Source organism: Dellaglioa algida (assembly GCF_030127605.1).
Lineage (GTDB): Bacteria > Bacillota > Bacilli > Lactobacillales > Lactobacillaceae > Dellaglioa > Dellaglioa algida.
In genome coordinates, this window is the sequence record NZ_JANXLE010000001.1 from 298,487 (window position 1) to 316,326 (window position 17,840).

A 17,840-nucleotide genomic window follows, 5' to 3' on the forward strand; every position below is an offset into this window, starting at 1 on the left:
AGGATTTTCTTGCTTTAAGCGAATGGCAGTGATATAATTTTAGTTCGTAAGTGTCTATGGCATTAAATAGATAACTTTCCTTGTTCTTACCACGAGGTAAGGACCTAAAGTCCATAAGGAGGTGTAAACAGTCATGAGTAAATATGAAATTACTTATATCATCCGTACCGATCTTGATGAAGCAGCTAAAGCAGCTTTGATCGAACGTTTCGATGGTATCTTAACAAGTAATGGTGCAGAAATCGTTACTTCAAAAGACTGGTCAAAACGTCGTCTTGCATACGAAATCAGCGGTTATAATGAAGGTATCTACCATATCATTAATGCTACAGCCAACGATGATATCGCAATTAACGAATTTGATCGTCTTTCAAAGATCAACGAAGGAATTTTGCGTCATATGATCATTAACAGAGATGAAAAATAATTCATTTTTAATAAAATAACAGGGAGGAGCAATACATTATGATTAATAGAACAGTACTTGTCGGACGTTTAACAAGAGACCCTGATTTACGCTACACAGCTAGTGGTGCTGCAGTTGCAACTTTTACAGTTGCGGTTAATCGACAATTCACGAACGCTTCTGGCGAACGTGAAGCCGATTTTATCAGCTGTGTTATCTGGCGAAAAGCAGCCGAGAATTTTGCTAACTTTACGCATAAAGGTTCTTTAATTGGTGTCGATGGACGTATTCAAACACGTTCATATGATAATCAACAAGGAACCCGCGTTTACGTTACTGAAGTTGTCGTAGAAAACTTTTCGTTGCTTGAATCAAAATCTCAATCAGGCCAACAACAAGATAACGCTAATAATCAAAGCAGCGCTCCTCAATCAAGTTCATCTTCATCATCAAATAACAATGCTAACCCGTTCGGTGGCGCAAGTTCGAATAATAATTCAAACACAACGCAAACAAACGATTCAGCAGCGGTTGATCCATTTGCAAATAATGGCCAACAAATTGATATTTCTGATGACGATCTACCATTCTAATTAGAGGAGGAAACTCACATGGCACAACAACAACAACGTAGAGGTGGTGGCGGTGGCGCACGTCGTCGTCGTAAAGTCGACTTCATCGCAGCTAACCACATCGATTACATCGATTACAAAGATACAGACTTGTTAAAACGTTTCATTTCAGAACGTGGTAAGATTTTACCTCGTCGTGTTACGGGAACAAGCGCTAAAAATCAACGCAGTTTAACAATTGCAATCAAACGCTCACGTATTATGGGCTTATTACCATTCGTTTCAGAAGAATAGTAATCAAAAAAGAAGACTATGTAAATAGTCTTCTTTTTTTGTGCCCCTAGCAAGATTTGTGCAGTAAAACGGGGAATGTGATAAAATAGATAACATCTAGGATTCAAAGATGAGGAGATACTATGAAAAAGTTCCTTTCAAAAGAGAGGCTTCCCAGCTTCTTGAAGAATGAACGCTTAAGATGGATTGCAATTTTTATTATAATCTTATCTTTATTTAGTGTTGTTCTGTCTTTTACGGTCAATTTCTTTTTAGGACTTATGTTATTAATTATTGCATTGGGTGCTACCAGTGCAAGTATTTATATTATGTCCCAAATTACCGCAAATACGAATGAGTACATATCTGAATTATCATATCGAATTAAACGTGGTGAGCAAGAAGCGCTCATTAAAATGCCAATTGGTATTTTAATATTCAATGAACAAAACGAAATAGAATGGGTTAATCCTTACCTGCAGCCTTATTTTGAAAAAAATGATGTTCTAGGTAAGAAATTAGAGGCCGTTGATGAAGAGTTGGCAACGATTATTACCAATAATGTGGACAACAAGACAGCAGCTACGGTTTCATGGCATGAGAAAGATTTTGAAATGATTATTCAAAAGGATATTCATGTTGCTTATCTAATGGACGTCACGCGTTATTCGGCAATTGAGAAAGAATTTGAGGCAGAACGTGTTGTTATTGGACAAGTCTTCTTGGATAACTACGATGAAGTGACGCAATCAATGTCAGATAAAAATGTTTCTAATTTAAGTAATTTCGTCACAAATGAACTATCTAACTGGGCTCGTCGTTATGGAATGTATTTGAAAAGAACGGACACAGATCGCTTTTTTATCTTAGTACATGCGCATTCTCTACAACAAATTGAAGAAGAAAAATTTAAAATTTTAGATCGGATTCGCGATCGAACGTCAAAACAAAATTTCCCATTAACATTGAGTATGGGAATTGCGTATGGTGATGGCGATTTAAATTCACTCGCAAAATTGGCTCAAAGTAACTTAGACTTGGCATTAGGTCGAGGCGGCGATCAAGTAGTCGTTAAATCACCTGAGGAACAAGCGAGATTTTACGGTGGGAAAACAAACCCAATGGAAAAACGGACTCGAGTTCGTGCAAGAATGATTTCTCAAGCCTTACAAGAAATTATGAAACCATTGGACCAAGTTTTCGTTATGGGACATCAGAGTCCCGATATGGACTCTGTGGGTGCCTGTCTGGGTATCAGACGAATTGCGTTAATGAATAATATGAAATGTTGGATTGTACTTGATCAAACGGCTATTCATTCCGATGTACAGCGATTAATGGAAGAGTTGGATCAATATCCCGACATTAAATATAATATTATTACGCCTGAAGAGGCATTAGAAAAAGCGACGGAACAAAGTTTATTAGTAATGGTTGATCACTCTAAACCGTCAATTTCTGGAAGCCCGGAACTGTATGAAAAACTTAAAAATCGTTTGATGGTTATTGATCATCATCGTCGCGGTGAAGAGTTTCCTGAAAATCCGATGTTGGTTTACATTGAACCTTACGCATCATCAACTTGTGAATTGATTACTGAAATGTTTGAATATCAATCAAAAGATAGCGAGCCAATTAATAAAATTGAGGCAACCGCAATGTTGACCGGAATTATTATTGATACAAAGTCGTTTTCATTACGAACGGGTACGCGAACATTTGATGCAGCTAGTTATTTAAGATCCGTTGGAGCCGATGCAACAATGGTTCAAGACTTTATGAAAGAAAATGTTGATAGTTACTTGAAAAGAAATCATTTAATTGATAAAGTGGAGTTCATAAATAGTGATTTAGCATTGTGTGTGGGCGAGGATGATACAATTTATGATCCTGTGACAGCAGCGCAAGCAGCAGATTCGTTATTATCTGTTTCGGGCGTCTCGGCTTCATTTGTTGTAACAAAAAGACCAGATAATCGTGTTAGTATTTCAGCCAGAAGTACGGGTGAAACGAATGTTCAGGTTATTATGGAACAAATGGGTGGCGGCGGCCATTTATCAAATGCCGCAACACAGTTAACCGGCGTGAGCGTGAGCGAAGCCGCAGAACAATTAGTTAGCATATTAACAACAAAAAAAGATGAAATTAAGGAGTGATCAATTATGAAAGTTATATTTTTGGAAGACGTCCGTGGAAAAGGTAAACGTGGAGAAATTAAAGAAGTTCCAAGCGGTTACGCACAAAACTTTTTAATTAAAAATGGTAAAGCTAAAGTGGCAACAAACTCAGCTATGAGTTCGTTAAAAGGCCAACAAAAGGCTGAAGAAAAAAAAGCTGAAATAGTTTTACAAGAAGCTAAAGATGAAAAAGTTGTTTTAGAAAGTGATAAAACAATTGTTGAATTAACAGCTAAAGCCGGTGAAGATGGCCGTTTATTTGGCTCAATTCCCAGCAAACAAATCGTTCAGGCAATGGAAAAACAATACGGTATCAAAATTGATAAACGTAAAGTTGAACTACCAGAACCAATTCGCGCTTTGGGATTTACAAACGTCCCCGTGAAATTACATGTCGATGTAACAGCAATGATTCGTGTGCATGTTTCGGCCAATAACTAAAGTAGCGTTTATTTGAAAAACTGGGCAAAAGTTGATTTTGCGCCAGTTTTTTTCTTGATTTTGGAAGTAAGGAGAACACTATACAATGAATAATGAACTGTTAACAGACCAAACACCACCGCAAAATATTGAAGCGGAACAAGCTGTCTTAGGCGCTGTTTTTTTAAAGGGTGATGCCCTTATTGAAGCAATGGAATACTTGGAGCCAGAAGACTTCTATCAACGACGTCATCAATTAATATTTGCCGCTATGGTAGATTTAAATGACAGGGATGAAGCAATTGATATTGTTACAATTCAAGATAATTTAACGTCCAGGAATCAAATGGATGACGTTGGTGGTGTCAGCTACATTGTTGAGTTGGCGGGATCTGTCCCAACAGCTGCTAACGTACAATATTATGCTAAAATTGTTGAAGAAAAATCAATGATTCGACGTTTAATTGCTACAGCAACGTCAATTGCGACAAAAGGTTTATCGCAAGAAGACGATGTGGCGACACTTTTAGATAACGCAGAACGTGAAATTATGAGCGTCTCTGAAAAAAGAAATAGCAGTGGCTTTCAAGCCATTGCGGATGTATTAAAAAGCACGTTTACAAACATTGAAAAGTTGGCTAAAGAAGGCGACACGATTACAGGATTATCGACAGGTTATCCCGAACTAGATAAGATGACTGCCGGATTACATGCAGATGAATTAATTATTTTAGCTGCTCGTCCAGCCGTTGGTAAGACAGCTTTTGCATTAAATATTGCGCAAAATGTAGCGACTAAAACGGGCGAATCGGTTGCAATTTTTAGTTTAGAAATGTCAGCAGAATCCCTTGTAAGTCGAATGTTGTGTGCTGAGGGTAGTATTAATGCCAACCATTTACGGACAGGACAACTGGACGAATCTGAGTGGTCTAACTTAATAGTGGCGATGAACTCGTTATCAAAAACAAATATTTTCATCGATGATACTGCCGGATCAAAAATGGCTGAAATTCGTGCAAAATGTCGTCGTTTAGCGAAAGAAAAAAATGGTTTGGGATTAATTGTTGTCGATTATTTGCAATTAATTGAAGGCTCAGGTCGTGAAAGTCGTCAACAAGAAGTATCAGAAATTTCTCGACAAATGAAGAAGTTAGCGAAAGAATTGAGTGTTCCGGTAATTGCTTTGTCTCAATTGTCTCGTGGCGTTGAACAACGTCAAGATAAACGACCAGTCTTGTCGGATATTCGTGAGTCCGGGTCTATTGAACAAGATGCCGATATTGTGGCATTTTTATACCGTGACGATTATTATGAACGTGATACGGATGAAGATGAAGACGGAAATCTGCCTGATCCAAGGGATGAAGATGACCAAAATGTTGGTGAAGTTGAAGTTATTATTGAAAAAAACCGTGGTGGTGAACGAGGGACGGTTAAATTATTATTTGTTAAATCGTACAATAAATTCTCATCGCTTGCGTATATACCTGAAGGTTAAAAAATATCTCGTTAAGAGATATTTTTTTTGCATAAAGTAATAAAAGTTCGTTATATAGCCGATAAATGTTTTATTAAAAACTTAACGTTCGTATTTTACTTGTATTTTAATCGTTTTATTGCTACAATATCCTAGGATTGTATTTATGAATTACCAAAATATAAATTATGAGGTGGATGAAAATATGTCATCAGTAGTCGTAGTAGGTAGCCAATGGGGCGATGAAGGTAAAGGTAAAATTACAGATTTCTTGAGCCAAAATGCCGATGTTATTTCACGGTACCAAGGTGGCGATAATGCCGGACACACAATTGTATTCGAAGGTAACACTTACAAATTACATTTGATTCCATCAGGTATTTTTTTCCAAGATAAATTAAGCGTTATTGGGAATGGGGTTGTCGTAAATCCTAAAGCTTTGTGTGAAGAACTCGATTATCTTCAAGCGCTCGGCATTAAAGGCGATAATTTACGAATTTCTGATCGTGCACATGTTATTCTTCCTTACCATATTCTTTTGGACGGTCTGCAAGAGGCTGCTAAGAAAGATGATAAGATTGGAACAACTAATAAGGGAATTGGACCAGCTTACATGGATAAAGCTGCCAGAGTTGGTATTAGAATTGCCGATTTAATGGAAAAAGACACATTCTCGGCCAAATTAAAACTTAACCTAGAACAAAAAAATCGTGAATTTACAAAACTGTATGATCATGAACCACTTGAATTTGATGATATCTTTGAAACATATTTTGCTTACGGACAACGTCTTAAACAATATGTGGCGGATACATCAGTGATTATTAATGATGCATTGGATGCCGGAAAAAAAGTCTTATTCGAAGGTGCACAAGGTGTGATGTTGGATATTGATCATGGGACATACCCATTTGTAACATCTTCTAACCCAATTGCCGGTGGTGCAACAACTGGTGCCGGTGTTGGGCCTTCTCAAATTGATACAGTCGTTGGTGTCTGCAAGGCGTATACATCTCGTGTAGGTGATGGCCCATTCCCAACTGAATTGCTTGACGAGATAGGGGATACTATCCGTGAAATTGGTCACGAATATGGTGTAACAACGAAGCGTCCACGTCGTATTGGATGGTTTGATAGTGTTGTTATGAATCATTCTAAACGTGTCTCAGGCTTAACTAATTTATGTTTAAACAGTATTGATGTTTTAACGGGATTAAAAGAAGTTAAAATTTGTACGGCATATGAATTGAATGGCGAAATTATTCATCGTTACCCAGCAAGTTTTAAAGAGTTATCACAATGTAAACCAGTTTACGAAACATTACCTGGCTGGACTGAAGATATTACTCAAATGAAAACACTCGCCGAATTACCTGAAAATGCCAGAAATTATGTAAGACGAATTGAAGAAATCGTAGATGTTAAAATTTCTACATTCTCAGTTGGTCCCGATCGTGATCAAACAAATGTTTTAGACGACGTTTGGGCATAAGAGAATTACAAGTTGTAATCGAAAGACCTAAAATTAATTTTAGGTCTTTTTTGTTATATTAAAAGCTATTTGGAATGGTTTGAACTGTATTAGCAGTATAATGAATGATGTAAAAAGGGGTTCATGGAGGAAAATAAAATGGATTTAAAACAATTATTAGACCAACAAACTTATGAGATATTGACTCGAGAATATGGGCTACATGATGCGTATATTGACGCGATGACTTATGAAAATACGGGAGACAGTGAGTTAAAAAGTAATATTAGATTAGTTATAAAGTTAACTGATTATGAAGATGAACATTTGAAAATTGACTTAATCTTTGAAGAAATTTGGCGTATTAATTACAATATGGATCTTAATACTTACAGATATGTGGAGACAGGCAAGCCAGTATTTGGGGAGAAGCTAGGACAAATACTGGATTCTCGAGTTGATTACAGTGACCAAAAATATACTGTCACAATACGAATGCAGGGAGACTACCGATTAGTTGTTTCAGCGAAAAAATTTAGAATAGAAACGAGATATTTAGAAAATAAATAACTTGGGGAGAAACTCGGATGAAGTTAAAAAAATTTCTGGATCGACAGACATTTGATTTATTGGATCGTAATTATGGGAATGGATTAGAAAATGCTGACATTGGTGCGATGACGTATGTAAATACGGGAGATAACAGGAAAAAAAGCAATGTTAAATTAGTCATTAAAATGATAGATTTTGAAGGGAAACACCTGAATTTAATATTTGAAGAAGTTTGGGGTGTTAACCATGACATGGATCTTAATACGTTTAGGAATGAGGAGACCAACGAACCTTTATTTAAAAAGGGATTAGGGCAAGTGGATGGCTTTCATATTGACTATGTTGATAGGAACTATCTCATTTCAATAATAACGTATGAAGATTATAGGTTAATCATATCAGCCAAAAAATTTAGAATAGAAACGGAACTCGTTTGAGAGTAGTCGTTTATCTAAGGTGAGGTTGGTTTAAAAAGGAATTATGATTGGGATAATTTTATGGCACCTCAATTATTGAACGGTCCTTTTGTTTCACGTGAAACATTCATAAAAAAAGAGTACAAAAAAAGCACCTAGCCGCAGCTAGATGCTTCAACATATCTTGCGATATGTTGGGTTTGGCACCCATGGGTGGTTAGGGGCTCGAACCCTAGACCCACGGATTAAGAGTCCGTTGCTCTACCAACTGAGCTAACCACCCAAACCGTTAATAATAATTCATCAACTTAAATATATTATCATATATTTTTAGAAAAAACAATAACTTTCAAAAAAAGACTTCCAACAGATGAAGGACCGTGTTTGGCAATAACGATTGAATAGGCTATAATATGAAGGGTTAAGAAGTTGCACACGGATTTAATTTTGCGATTTCCTATAAGGAGGATCATATTATGAAGAAAATATTAGTTGTCGACGATGAGAAACCAATTTCTGATATCGTTAAATTTAATTTAACTAAAGAAGGATACGACGTATATACTGCCTACGATGGTGAAGAAGCCTTAGAAAAAGTTAAAGAAGTCGAACCAGATTTAATTTTATTAGATTTAATGTTACCCAAGGTAGATGGTTTAGAAGTTGCTCGCCAAGTTAGAAAAACTTACGATATGCCAATCATTATGGTGACGGCAAAAGATGGAGAAATTGATAAAGTCTTGGGCCTAGAATTAGGTGCTGATGATTATGTCACGAAACCTTTTTCAAATCGTGAATTAGTGGCCAGGGTCAAGGCCAACTTAAGAAGACAAAAAACAATTGAAAATGTCCAAGCAGAGGAACAACCACAAAATAGTGAAATACAAGTGGGTCAATTAACGATTCATCCTGAAGCCTACATGGTTTCGAAACATGATGAAAAAATTGAATTAACACATCGTGAGTTTGAGTTACTACACTATTTAGCGCAACATCTAGGCCAAGTAATGACTAGAGAACACTTACTACAAACGGTATGGGGTTACGATTATTTTGGTGACGTCAGGACGGTTGATGTTACGATGCGTCGTTTGAGAGAAAAAGTTGAAGATAATCCAAGTCATCCGGAATGGTTAGTAACGCGCCGTGGTGTCGGTTATTATATGAAAAATCCAGATTTAGAATAGAGCAGGAGCATAACGATGAAAATGAATCAAAAAATTCGTTTTTTTAGATCTATTCAATTTAAAATAGCCCTCATTTTTGCGTTATTAATTTTAATAACGTTAGAAATTGTCGGGGCTTATTTTGTTAGACAATTAGAGCAACAGAATTTAGACACATTTAAGCAACAAGTGCAGTTACCAACCTATGTTACTAATTCCATTACCAAGGATTTAGCGAATCCGGATGTTTCTGCCGGCAATAAAGATATTAAAAAGATATTGGAAGACGTCAGTAATTCAAGTATCACAGAAATCCGGGTCATTGATAGCAAGGGAACCATCCGCGGGAGTAGTGACTTTAATAATCAGACCGTTGTTGGTCAAAAAACAACGGATGCAACAATTAAACAGGTACTATATACGCCCAAAACATTTGAAAAAAAGATTTATGATGAATCTAACGATAAACGGTATTATGTTTCAATTGTGCCATTAGTTAATACTTCTGGTAATGCCACGACGACAGTCGGTGTAACGTACGTTAAAGCCAATCTTGAAAATCTATACTCTAATATTAACGATATTACCGTTATCTTTGTGACCGCCTCACTTTTTGCGGCAATTTTAGTTCTTTTAATAACGATTGTTATTTCCCGGGCTATAACTCGACCGATTGACGAAATGAAAAAGCAAACGATTCGAATTTCGCGTGGTGATTATTCGGGTAAAGTTCGCGTATATTCTAATGACGAACTGGGTCAATTAGCTGATGCAGTAAATAATTTATCCGTTCGTGTTGAGGAAGCACAAGAATCATCTGAGGCCGAACGTCGTCGCTTAGATAGTGTTTTATCGCATATGACGGATGGTGTAATTGCGACTGATCGTCGTGGAAATGTCATTATAATGAATGAGGCAGCTTCTACTTTATTGGATCAGAATGAAGATGATTCAATTGGAAAATCAATCCTTGATATTCTCGACTTGCGTAACCAATACACGTTGCGTGATTTGTTAGAAAATCAGGATGAAATTATGATTGATTTATCTGACGTAGAGCACGAACAGATCTTAAATGCTTACTTCTCGTTGATTCAGAGAGAATCTGGATTTATTAGTGGTCTGGTCTGTGTGCTTCATGATGTTACAGAACAACAAAAAATTGAACGTGAACGTGAAAGCTTTGTTTCTAATGTTTCGCATGAATTAAGAACGCCATTAACGAGTATGAAGAGTTATATCGAAGCATTAAACGATGGCGCATGGAAAGATCCAGAAGTTGCGCCAGGCTTCTTAAAAGTTACGCAAAATGAGACAGAACGTATGATGCGGATGATTAATGATTTACTTAATTTATCACGGATGGATTCAGGAACGTCTAAGTTAGAACTTGAATTAGTTAATTTAAATGAATTATTCGGCTACGTCTTGGACAGATTTGACATGATGATTAACACGGATGATGGTACCGGTAAAAAATATACGATTAAACGTGATTTTACTAAACGTGATTTATGGGTTGAATTGGATACCGATAAAATTGTCCAAGTAATTGATAATATTATGAATAATGCGATTAAATATTCACCAGACGGTGGGGAAATAACCTGTCGTTTATTAGAGACGCATAAACATGTTATTTTAAGTATCTCTGATGAGGGTCTTGGTGTTCCTAAAAAAGATTTAACCCACATTTTTGATCGCTTTTTCCGTGTTGATAAGGCACGTTCAAGGGCACAAGGTGGGACTGGACTTGGGTTAGCTATTTCCAAAGAAGTGATTGAAATGCATAAGGGCAAGATTTGGTTAGATAGTTCAGAGGGTAAAGGGTCAACCTTCTACATCTCGTTGCCTTATGAATCATATGAGGAGGACCTGTGGGATGAAATTGAGTAAATTTATTTTACCAACAGTCTTATTTTTATTAATCATGACAAGTGTTGGATTATCATGGGTTATTTGGACGGATCCAACTTGGAATGGTAAAAGTGAGTCAACAAGAACGACTAATTCAACTCAGACTGATTTAACGAAAACCGCAAAATTGAGTGAGGTTTATTCACCAACATCGATTATTTATAATGATGATCAAGAGCAAAATGTTTTATATAGTGAAAAAGTTAATATTATTGCCAATATTCAAAAACAAATGCGTAAATGGGAAGAAACTTCAATTGTTGAGGTTCCAGTTAAAGATGAAAAGGAATACCTCTCTTTTTTGAATGAAAAAAATCAGTTAATGCTTAGTTATTCAGATGAGATTACGATTAGTTTGTTCAATCAAGTCTTTAATCAACAAAATAAAAATTATCAAACACGTCCTTTTGATCGTATCGTTATTCCTCGTAATAATAAACGTAGTATTTATCTCTTGAGTGACAAGGATAAAAAAGTTTACGAAATTTCTTTGAGTAAATCATATAATAAAGACAAAATGATTGATGAAGCTTTAAAAAGTGGGAAGTTCTCACAACTACTAGTTACATTTAAATTGCACAATAATAATATTTTTATGTACTATAATCAAGATTTTAAAGTAGCGCGCTTCCGGTACTTAGTGGATAAACAAACGGCCAGTAAGTATGTCGCTAAACTACTGGGACAAACAAACGGCTCAACGGTTAATATTAAGGAAAGTAAAAAAACGAGTACTTATTACGATGGTTCAGACAGACAATTAACTGTTCAAAATGAGACAAATTTAGTTTCATTTGAAGACGATAAAGATACAAATCAAGAACAAAAAATCGGTCGTGGAAAAGCGCTAGAACAGAGTTATGATAGTATCAAAAACACGGGTATTGGTCTAGATAACATTCACTTTTATCGATTTAATAGTGACACCATGACAACCGTATTTAGAAGTTACATTGAAGGATTTCCGATTTTCAATCAGACTAAGAATGGCGCGATTGAAGTGGAACGATTATCCAATGGTGGAAATAAGATTAATTTTTCATTGTCAACGTTACAAATTGCCGTTCCATCTGGGAAGGCAGACGTGACACTACAAAGTACGGAAAAGGTACTAAATGATTTGGTTGCGGCGGGTTATAAAGATTCCGATATTTCCGATATTCAATTAGGTTATCGTTGGGTATCAAGTTCCGATTCTGATTTAGTGGTTGATTTATCGCCTACTTGGTACGTCCGTTACAAAAATGAATGGAAAAATTATGCTGGGTTGTTAAAAATAGACTAGGAGGTGAATTAATTGGATTTTAAACGAATTGAGATTATTTTTATTATTGTTTTTCTTGGTTTGAATATCTTTTTATTCACCTCGCTGCGTCAAAATCAGAAGATTGAAATATCTAGCAGCTCTTCAGCCGGAACAACAAAAACGGGAACAACGCTTAAAGAGATGCGAGAAGATAATATTAAATACGGTAGTGTTTCGAATAAAGTTGGTACTGGTGTATATATTGCTAATAAGGCATCTGATTCGTTAAAAAATGATACAGCACAGTTACAGGAGCAAGTGACAACGTACAAAGATAATACGTTATCAGGTGTTTTTGTGACCCCAATCAGTATTTTAGATGGCGTTAATCCGAATAAAACGATTGATAAAACAATTGTAGATAATAAGAAATTGATTCTACACGGAGCGGATTATCGTTACAATGATAGCCTTTCAACGGATACCGAGGTCGTATATTCGCAAGTTGTTTATGGAAAAATGGTCTATGCGGATGTTGGTTTAATAAAATTTACCATTAAAGAAAATAAAGTCGTTGGATACTCGCAAACTTATATGGCGAATACGGAAAAATTACGTGAAAATGAGTCAATTATTAGCCAACAGCAAGCAATCCTGATATTGTATCAATATAATCAATTTGTCAGTGCAAGTAAGGTGAAGTGGTCCGAGATGGGCTATGCGGAACTACTAAGTTTGGATAAAAAATATAGCGTCTACATTCCGGTTTGGATTGTGGCAATCAAGAATCCAAGTAATGGCGCAATCCAGTATAAACAAGTTAACGCATTCTCTGGGGCCATCATGAAGGATAGTAATAGTATTTTAAATTAATTGAATATTAAAGGATAGAGGCGTAGACGAGTAATGAATGAAGAGACAGACGACATGAAGATTAGCGTTCTCGCAAGTGGCAGCGCGGGAAATGTCACTTATATTGAAACACCGAAGCACAAGGTACTTGTAGACGCCGGCTTAAGTGGTAAAAAAATAGCGAGTTTAATGACTGATATTGGTCGAGATATTAATGATGTCGATACATTACTTGTGACTCATGAGCATACTGATCATGCTAAGGCCGCCGGTATTCTAGCCCGTAAGTATGATATGAATGTTTACGCGAATGAGTTAACGTGGGATGCTATGGCCCATACCGTTGGTAAAATTCCTGTCGAGAAGAAACATATATTTGATATGGGAAAAGTCATCACATTTGATGATTTAGACGTTGAGAGTTTTGGTGTCTCCCACGATGCCGCTGCGCCACAGTTCTACCAATTCCATCATAATAATAAGTCGTTCGTTATTTTAACGGATACGGGATATGTTTCAGAGAACGTTCAAGGGACAATCTCTGATGCAGATGCGTACTTGTTTGAGTGTAATCATGACATCGAGATGTTACGGATGGGTGGTTATCCTTGGTCGTTAAAACAACGTATTTTGGGTGATAAAGGTCATCTGTCAAATGAAGATGGTGCTGATGCGTTGATGAATGTCATGGGGAATCGAACGAAAAAAATCTTCTTGGGTCATCTTAGTAAGGACAACAATATGAAGGAACTAGCTCATTTAACTGTAGAATCAACGATGAAAGAACATGATTTAGCGGTTGGTAGTGACTTTAATGTCTTTGATACGGACCCAGAAAAAGCAACAAAATTAGTTATTTTATAAAAATAATCTTTTTTCAAAATTTGTTCATAAATAGTTCACAATTAATCGTTATTCTTAAGAGAGTAAAAAGACTACGTTTAAGGAGGCAGCGACAAATGTGTCGCGTATATAAAAATGTCAGATGAAAAGAGAACAGGATCTGGGTTAGGTAAAACAATCGTTACGGCGCTTATCGCGGGTTTAGTTGGTGGAGGAATTGCATTCGGTGGTTACCAGCTTTATCAAAATAATAGTGGTGATAATGGTGCTATAACAACGTCTTCAAATAAATCAGGAACAACAAAAGTAACAAATGTTAATGTTAAATCTAGTAATGAAACGTCAAAGGCGTTTTCTAAAGTTGAAAATGCCGTTGTTTCAGTAATTTCATATACGAAATCAAGCAGTTCAAGCAATAGCTTAACTGATATCTATGGGACGGCGGGTGATTCTTCTTCAACCGCGACGGAATCTGAATCAAGCGAAGGCTCTGGTGTTATTTATAAAAAATCAGATGGTAATGCTTATGTCGTAACGAATAATCACGTTATCTCTGGTGCAAGTAAAGTTGAAGTTTTATTAAGTAATGGTAAAAAATTAAGTGCCACGGTTGTTGGTAAAGATGCTGTTACGGATTTAGCTGTTTTGAAAATTTCAGCAGATAGCGTCACTCAAATTGCGACATTTGGCGATTCTGATAACATAACCGTTGGTGAAACGGCGTTGGCTATTGGTTCTCCACTTGGGTCTGAATATGCAACGTCGTTAACGCAAGGTATTATTTCAGCCAAGAAACGGACAATTGATGTCACAAATAGTGCAGGTATTAAGACAGGTCAAGCAACGGTTATCCAAACTGATGCAGCGATTAATCCTGGTAACTCAGGTGGCCCATTAATTAATACTTCTGGACAGGTAGTTGGCATTAACTCGATGAAGTTGGCAAGTACAGCAACGGAATCATCTGCTGGTTCAGGAACGTCTTCAACTTCCGTAGAGGGGATGGGATTTGCTATTCCAAGTAACGAAGTTGTCTCAATTATTAACCAATTAGTTGCCAATGGAAAAGTTAAACGTCCGGCATTGGGTATCTCGCTAATTGATTTAGACTATGTTTCTGCAAGTGATCAAAAGAGTGTTTTAAAATTACCAACGAGTGTTAATTCAGGGATTGTTGCTGTTAAAATTAATAGTGACTCACCCGCTAAGAATGCTGGAATTGGTAAATATGATGTTATTGTTAAGTTAGATGGTAAGAAAGTGGCTGATACTTCAAGTTTACGAGAAGTTTTATATGCTCATAAAATTGGTGATACAGTGGCCGTTGAATTTTATCATAACGGTAAGTTACAGAAAGCCAACATTAAATTGACGTTAGAGGCAACTGATTCTAATACGGGATCAGATACAGCTAGCAAATCGGCATCATCAGCACAATAATTAACTAAGAAATATCCGTAAAGTCCTTATTTACGGATATTTTTTTTATTTTAATTAAAGAATGTGTATAACTAAGTGGACAGATAAAATGATGGGTGTGAGTAACAAGATAAAAGGGCAGTACAAAAGGACTTATTTAATAAAATAGTTATGCACAAATGAGTAGCTAAGTTGTGTGTAACTTTTATTTTTAGAAATTTTAAAATAAATAAAGGCTGATATACCGGTAGATAAAGCGTATAATTAAGAAATGTTAAAGGTCTGTAAATCTGTGCATAACTAATATAGTGTTGACAAATGGGTGACAAATAAATATAGTGACGAACACATATTCGCCGCAATATGTTGTGGTCTAAAATGTGGATATGTGCGTAACTTTGTGGATAACTTGTGAAAAAGGTGGAAATGATGAATATTAAAATTATTGGTGTCGGTAAATTAAAAGAAAAGTATCTTAAACAAGGAATTGAAGAGTACGCAAAACGATTAAGTAAGTTTTGTAAATTTGAAATTGTTGAAGTAAATGATGAAAAAGCACCAGAGAAGTTAAGTTCGGCAGAAATGATTGATGTTAAAGGAAAAGAAGGCGAACGAATTCTTAGTAAAATTAAGGATAAAGAGTATGTCTACGCATTAGCTATTTTAGGTAAGGAACGTACATCTGAGGATTTCGCTAAAGAAATAGCTGATCTTGGGACGTACGGACATTCAGATATTACATTTGTGATTGGCGGATCGTTAGGTTTGAGCGATGCCGTTTTAAAACGGGCGGATACTCAGATTTCGTTTGGTAAATTTACGTTGCCCCATCAACTAATGCGCATGATTTTAACAGAACAAGTTTATCGAGGATTTATGATTAATGCGGGTAGTCCTTATCATAAATAGATTACTATTTGAAGAAAACGAGCTTAAATTCTCCTTGTCATAGAGTGCACTCAAAGGTGTACGATAAAGACAATCAAGATGATTATGAGTTGATAAAAAGGAGAATCTATATATAGTGAGTAAAAAGAATTTAATGATTGTGACCGTTGCATTATTACTATCCAATGCAATGGCAGGTCTTGATGGCACAATAATCAATACCGCACTACCGGCTATTGTAAGTGATTTACATGGGATTCAGTACATGGGTTGGATAGTCGCGGTATTTCTGTTAGGAATGGCAGTCGCGACACCACTTTGGAGTAAATTTGGTGAACGTGTTGGAAATCGTGGCGCGTATCAATTAGCAACTTTATTATTTGCAGTTGGGGCAGTATTTCAAGCAACATCTAGTAATATTGTCTATTTTTTAATTGCACGAACAATTATGGGAATCGGCGCGGGCGGAATGAATACAATTCCATTTATAATCTACGCGGATATCTACCAAAATATTAAGAAACGATCACAAGTAATTGGCTATGCAACAGCCAGTTATAGTATTGCTTCGATTATTGGTCCTTTAGTTGGTGGGTGGATTGTTGATACGTTCAGTTGGCATTGGGTTTTCTATATTAATGTACCAATTGCTCTAATTTCAATTATTGCGGTTCAATTTTTCTTTAAAGAACCGATTAAAAAACGACAAAAAGGAAATATTGATTACTTAGGTGCTGGACTAATGGTTGTTAGTTTGGTTACGTTACTGACTGGAATTCAAATGATTGGCGTTGGTTCAATTGAACTTATTATTGGGCTAATTGTTATGGGGTTCATTCTAATTGGTGTTTTAGTTAAAGTCGAAGAAAGAGCCGTTGATCCAATTATCCCTAATCGATTATTTACAAATAGTAAATTGATAATTGATTTCATTTTATTTGCTCTTTTATGGGGAGCCTTTATTTCATTCAATATTTATATTCCAATGTGGGCGCAAGGATTATTGGGTATGAGTGCATTAATTGGTGGAGCAACACAAATTCCTGGTGCGTTGACTAACTTAGTAGGTTCATTGGGAGGTCCGTCAATGATTCCCAGACTAGGGAAATATCGCGTTATCACAATTGGGACAATTAGTTTTATTATTTCATTTGCAGGGATGTTAATTGTTGGAATAACCGTTCCATTTTGGTATTTATTGTTAATGGGTGCCTTCGAGGGGTTTGGATTAGGGATGTGTTTCAATGTCTTACAATTGAGTGTTCAGCAAGATGCCGAAGGGCGAGATGTGCCAATTGCGACTTCGTTTGCCTATCTCTTACGTATTTTAAGTCAAACATTTATGTCTTCAATTTACGGGGTTGTTCTTAATCATGCATTAATAGAAGGAGTTAATAATTCACACGGGAAAATTTCAATGGATATGTTAAATAAATTAAGTGATTCTAAGAGTGTTTCAAGTCTTCCAAAGCAATTAATTCCTAAAATGCGACAAATTATGTACGCAGGATTACATAACATTATGGTTATCGCAACAGTATTATTGGTTATTGGATTATTATTTAATTTATGGATTCAAGCGAAATCAAAGAAGAAAAGTACTAATTAAATACCAATAGTAATCTTCTTAAAGTGACTAGGTTCAGGTCTGGTTACTTTAAGAGGATTTTTTTGGGTTTATTGATAAATTAAAAAAATTCAGTGGAGCTGTTTTAATTTAGTATTTGGGATAGCGGTTTAAACCA

Annotated in this window: 17 protein-coding genes and 1 tRNA gene; 17 read left to right on the forward strand and 1 reads right to left on the reverse strand. The window is 36.1% G+C overall.

The genetic code is table 11. The features are described from left to right. Positions 1 to 133: 133 nt before the first annotated feature. From rpsF to N0K73_RS01370, 9 genes are all read left to right on the forward strand, one after another. Positions 134 to 427: a 30S ribosomal protein S6 gene (rpsF, locus tag N0K73_RS01330; protein ID WP_057974150.1), complete on the forward strand. Its 294-nt coding sequence runs from the start codon at positions 134 to 136 to the stop codon at positions 425 to 427. A gap of 38 nt (positions 428 to 465) precedes the next feature. Continuing rightward, positions 466 to 999 (forward strand): single-stranded DNA-binding protein, encoded by a 534-nt coding sequence (ssb, locus tag N0K73_RS01335; protein ID WP_057974149.1) that lies wholly within the window; start codon positions 466 to 468, stop codon positions 997 to 999. 18 nt (positions 1,000 to 1,017) lie between these two features. Further along, positions 1,018 to 1,272, forward strand: coding sequence for a 30S ribosomal protein S18 (gene rpsR / locus N0K73_RS01340; RefSeq protein WP_057974148.1), 255 nt, complete (start codon positions 1,018 to 1,020; stop codon positions 1,270 to 1,272). A 122-nt stretch (positions 1,273 to 1,394) separates the two neighbouring features. Then, on the forward strand, positions 1,395 to 3,407 hold the full coding sequence (locus N0K73_RS01345) for a DHH family phosphoesterase (RefSeq protein WP_112249502.1): 2,013 nt from the start codon (positions 1,395 to 1,397) through the stop codon (positions 3,405 to 3,407). Between the two features lie 6 nt (positions 3,408 to 3,413). Continuing rightward, a complete protein-coding gene (gene rplI, locus N0K73_RS01350) occupies positions 3,414 to 3,869 on the forward strand; it encodes a 50S ribosomal protein L9 (protein WP_057974146.1) in 456 nt (151 codons plus the stop codon). Between the two features lie 85 nt (positions 3,870 to 3,954). Continuing rightward, a complete protein-coding gene (gene dnaB, locus N0K73_RS01355) occupies positions 3,955 to 5,346 on the forward strand; it encodes a replicative DNA helicase (RefSeq protein WP_057974145.1) in 1,392 nt (463 codons plus the stop codon). Between the two features lie 184 nt (positions 5,347 to 5,530). Beyond that, complete coding sequence (locus N0K73_RS01360; RefSeq protein ID WP_057974144.1) at positions 5,531 to 6,817, forward strand: adenylosuccinate synthase; 1,287 nt, start codon at positions 5,531 to 5,533, stop codon at positions 6,815 to 6,817. 138 nt (positions 6,818 to 6,955) lie between these two features. Beyond that, complete coding sequence (locus N0K73_RS01365; protein WP_112249504.1) at positions 6,956 to 7,366, forward strand: hypothetical protein; 411 nt, start codon at positions 6,956 to 6,958, stop codon at positions 7,364 to 7,366. Positions 7,367 to 7,383: 17 nt separating this feature from the next. Further along, a complete protein-coding gene (locus N0K73_RS01370; RefSeq protein WP_112249506.1) occupies positions 7,384 to 7,785 on the forward strand; it encodes a hypothetical protein in 402 nt (133 codons plus the stop codon). 189 nt (positions 7,786 to 7,974) lie between these two features. Here N0K73_RS01370 and N0K73_RS01375 read toward each other — a convergent pair. Continuing rightward, a tRNA-Lys gene (locus N0K73_RS01375) sits at positions 7,975 to 8,047 on the reverse strand. A 193-nt stretch (positions 8,048 to 8,240) separates the two neighbouring features. On the opposite strand from N0K73_RS01375, the gene yycF reads away from it, so the two are divergent. The 8 genes from yycF (at position 8,241) to N0K73_RS01415 (ending at position 17,704) form a co-directional block, all read left to right on the forward strand. Beyond that, on the forward strand, positions 8,241 to 8,951 hold the full coding sequence (gene yycF / locus N0K73_RS01380; RefSeq protein ID WP_057974141.1) for a response regulator YycF: 711 nt from the start codon (positions 8,241 to 8,243) through the stop codon (positions 8,949 to 8,951). A 21-nt stretch (positions 8,952 to 8,972) separates the two neighbouring features. After that, a complete protein-coding gene (gene walK, locus N0K73_RS01385; protein WP_112249604.1) occupies positions 8,973 to 10,826 on the forward strand; it encodes a cell wall metabolism sensor histidine kinase WalK in 1,854 nt (617 codons plus the stop codon). Beyond that, positions 10,813 to 12,132, forward strand: coding sequence for a YycH family regulatory protein (locus N0K73_RS01390; RefSeq protein WP_057974140.1), 1,320 nt, complete (start codon positions 10,813 to 10,815; stop codon positions 12,130 to 12,132). The genes walK and N0K73_RS01390 overlap by 14 nt, the downstream gene beginning before the upstream one ends. Positions 12,133 to 12,144: 12 nt before the next feature. After that, a complete protein-coding gene (locus N0K73_RS01395; protein ID WP_112249508.1) occupies positions 12,145 to 12,966 on the forward strand; it encodes a two-component system regulatory protein YycI in 822 nt (273 codons plus the stop codon). 33 nt (positions 12,967 to 12,999) lie between these two features. After that, positions 13,000 to 13,809: an MBL fold metallo-hydrolase gene (locus N0K73_RS01400; protein ID WP_112249510.1), complete on the forward strand. Its 810-nt coding sequence runs from the start codon at positions 13,000 to 13,002 to the stop codon at positions 13,807 to 13,809. Positions 13,810 to 13,923: 114 nt separating this feature from the next. After that, a complete protein-coding gene (locus N0K73_RS01405) occupies positions 13,924 to 15,228 on the forward strand; it encodes a S1C family serine protease (RefSeq protein ID WP_112249512.1) in 1,305 nt (434 codons plus the stop codon). A 408-nt stretch (positions 15,229 to 15,636) separates the two neighbouring features. After that, on the forward strand, positions 15,637 to 16,116 hold the full coding sequence (gene rlmH, locus N0K73_RS01410) for a 23S rRNA (pseudouridine(1915)-N(3))-methyltransferase RlmH (protein ID WP_112249514.1): 480 nt from the start codon (positions 15,637 to 15,639) through the stop codon (positions 16,114 to 16,116). Positions 16,117 to 16,249: 133 nt separating this feature from the next. Next, the gene (locus N0K73_RS01415) at positions 16,250 to 17,704 is read left to right on the forward strand and encodes an MFS transporter (RefSeq protein WP_202812834.1); all 1,455 of its coding nucleotides are present in this window, start codon (positions 16,250 to 16,252) and stop codon (positions 17,702 to 17,704) included. Positions 17,705 to 17,840 lie beyond the last annotated feature (136 nt).

Coding starts and splice junctions, on each gene's coding strand:
- N0K73_RS01365 (WP_112249504.1), top strand. CDS start 6,956: ATGGATTTAAAACAATTATTAGACCAACAAACTTATGAGATATTGACT.
- N0K73_RS01390 (WP_057974140.1), top strand. CDS start 10,813: ATGAAATTGAGTAAATTTATTTTACCAACAGTCTTATTTTTATTAATC.
- N0K73_RS01345 (WP_112249502.1), top strand. CDS start 1,395: ATGAAAAAGTTCCTTTCAAAAGAGAGGCTTCCCAGCTTCTTGAAGAAT.
- rpsR (WP_057974148.1), top strand. CDS start 1,018: ATGGCACAACAACAACAACGTAGAGGTGGTGGCGGTGGCGCACGTCGT.
- rpsF (WP_057974150.1), top strand. CDS start 134: ATGAGTAAATATGAAATTACTTATATCATCCGTACCGATCTTGATGAA.
- walK (WP_112249604.1), top strand. CDS start 8,973: ATGAATCAAAAAATTCGTTTTTTTAGATCTATTCAATTTAAAATAGCC.
- ssb (WP_057974149.1), top strand. CDS start 466: ATGATTAATAGAACAGTACTTGTCGGACGTTTAACAAGAGACCCTGAT.
- rplI (WP_057974146.1), top strand. CDS start 3,414: ATGAAAGTTATATTTTTGGAAGACGTCCGTGGAAAAGGTAAACGTGGA.
- N0K73_RS01400 (WP_112249510.1), top strand. CDS start 13,000: ATGAATGAAGAGACAGACGACATGAAGATTAGCGTTCTCGCAAGTGGC.
- N0K73_RS01360 (WP_057974144.1), top strand. CDS start 5,531: ATGTCATCAGTAGTCGTAGTAGGTAGCCAATGGGGCGATGAAGGTAAA.
- N0K73_RS01405 (WP_112249512.1), top strand. CDS start 13,924: ATGTCAGATGAAAAGAGAACAGGATCTGGGTTAGGTAAAACAATCGTT.
- N0K73_RS01415 (WP_202812834.1), top strand. CDS start 16,250: ATGATTGTGACCGTTGCATTATTACTATCCAATGCAATGGCAGGTCTT.
- rlmH (WP_112249514.1), top strand. CDS start 15,637: ATGAATATTAAAATTATTGGTGTCGGTAAATTAAAAGAAAAGTATCTT.
- N0K73_RS01370 (WP_112249506.1), top strand. CDS start 7,384: ATGAAGTTAAAAAAATTTCTGGATCGACAGACATTTGATTTATTGGAT.
- yycF (WP_057974141.1), top strand. CDS start 8,241: ATGAAGAAAATATTAGTTGTCGACGATGAGAAACCAATTTCTGATATC.
- dnaB (WP_057974145.1), top strand. CDS start 3,955: ATGAATAATGAACTGTTAACAGACCAAACACCACCGCAAAATATTGAA.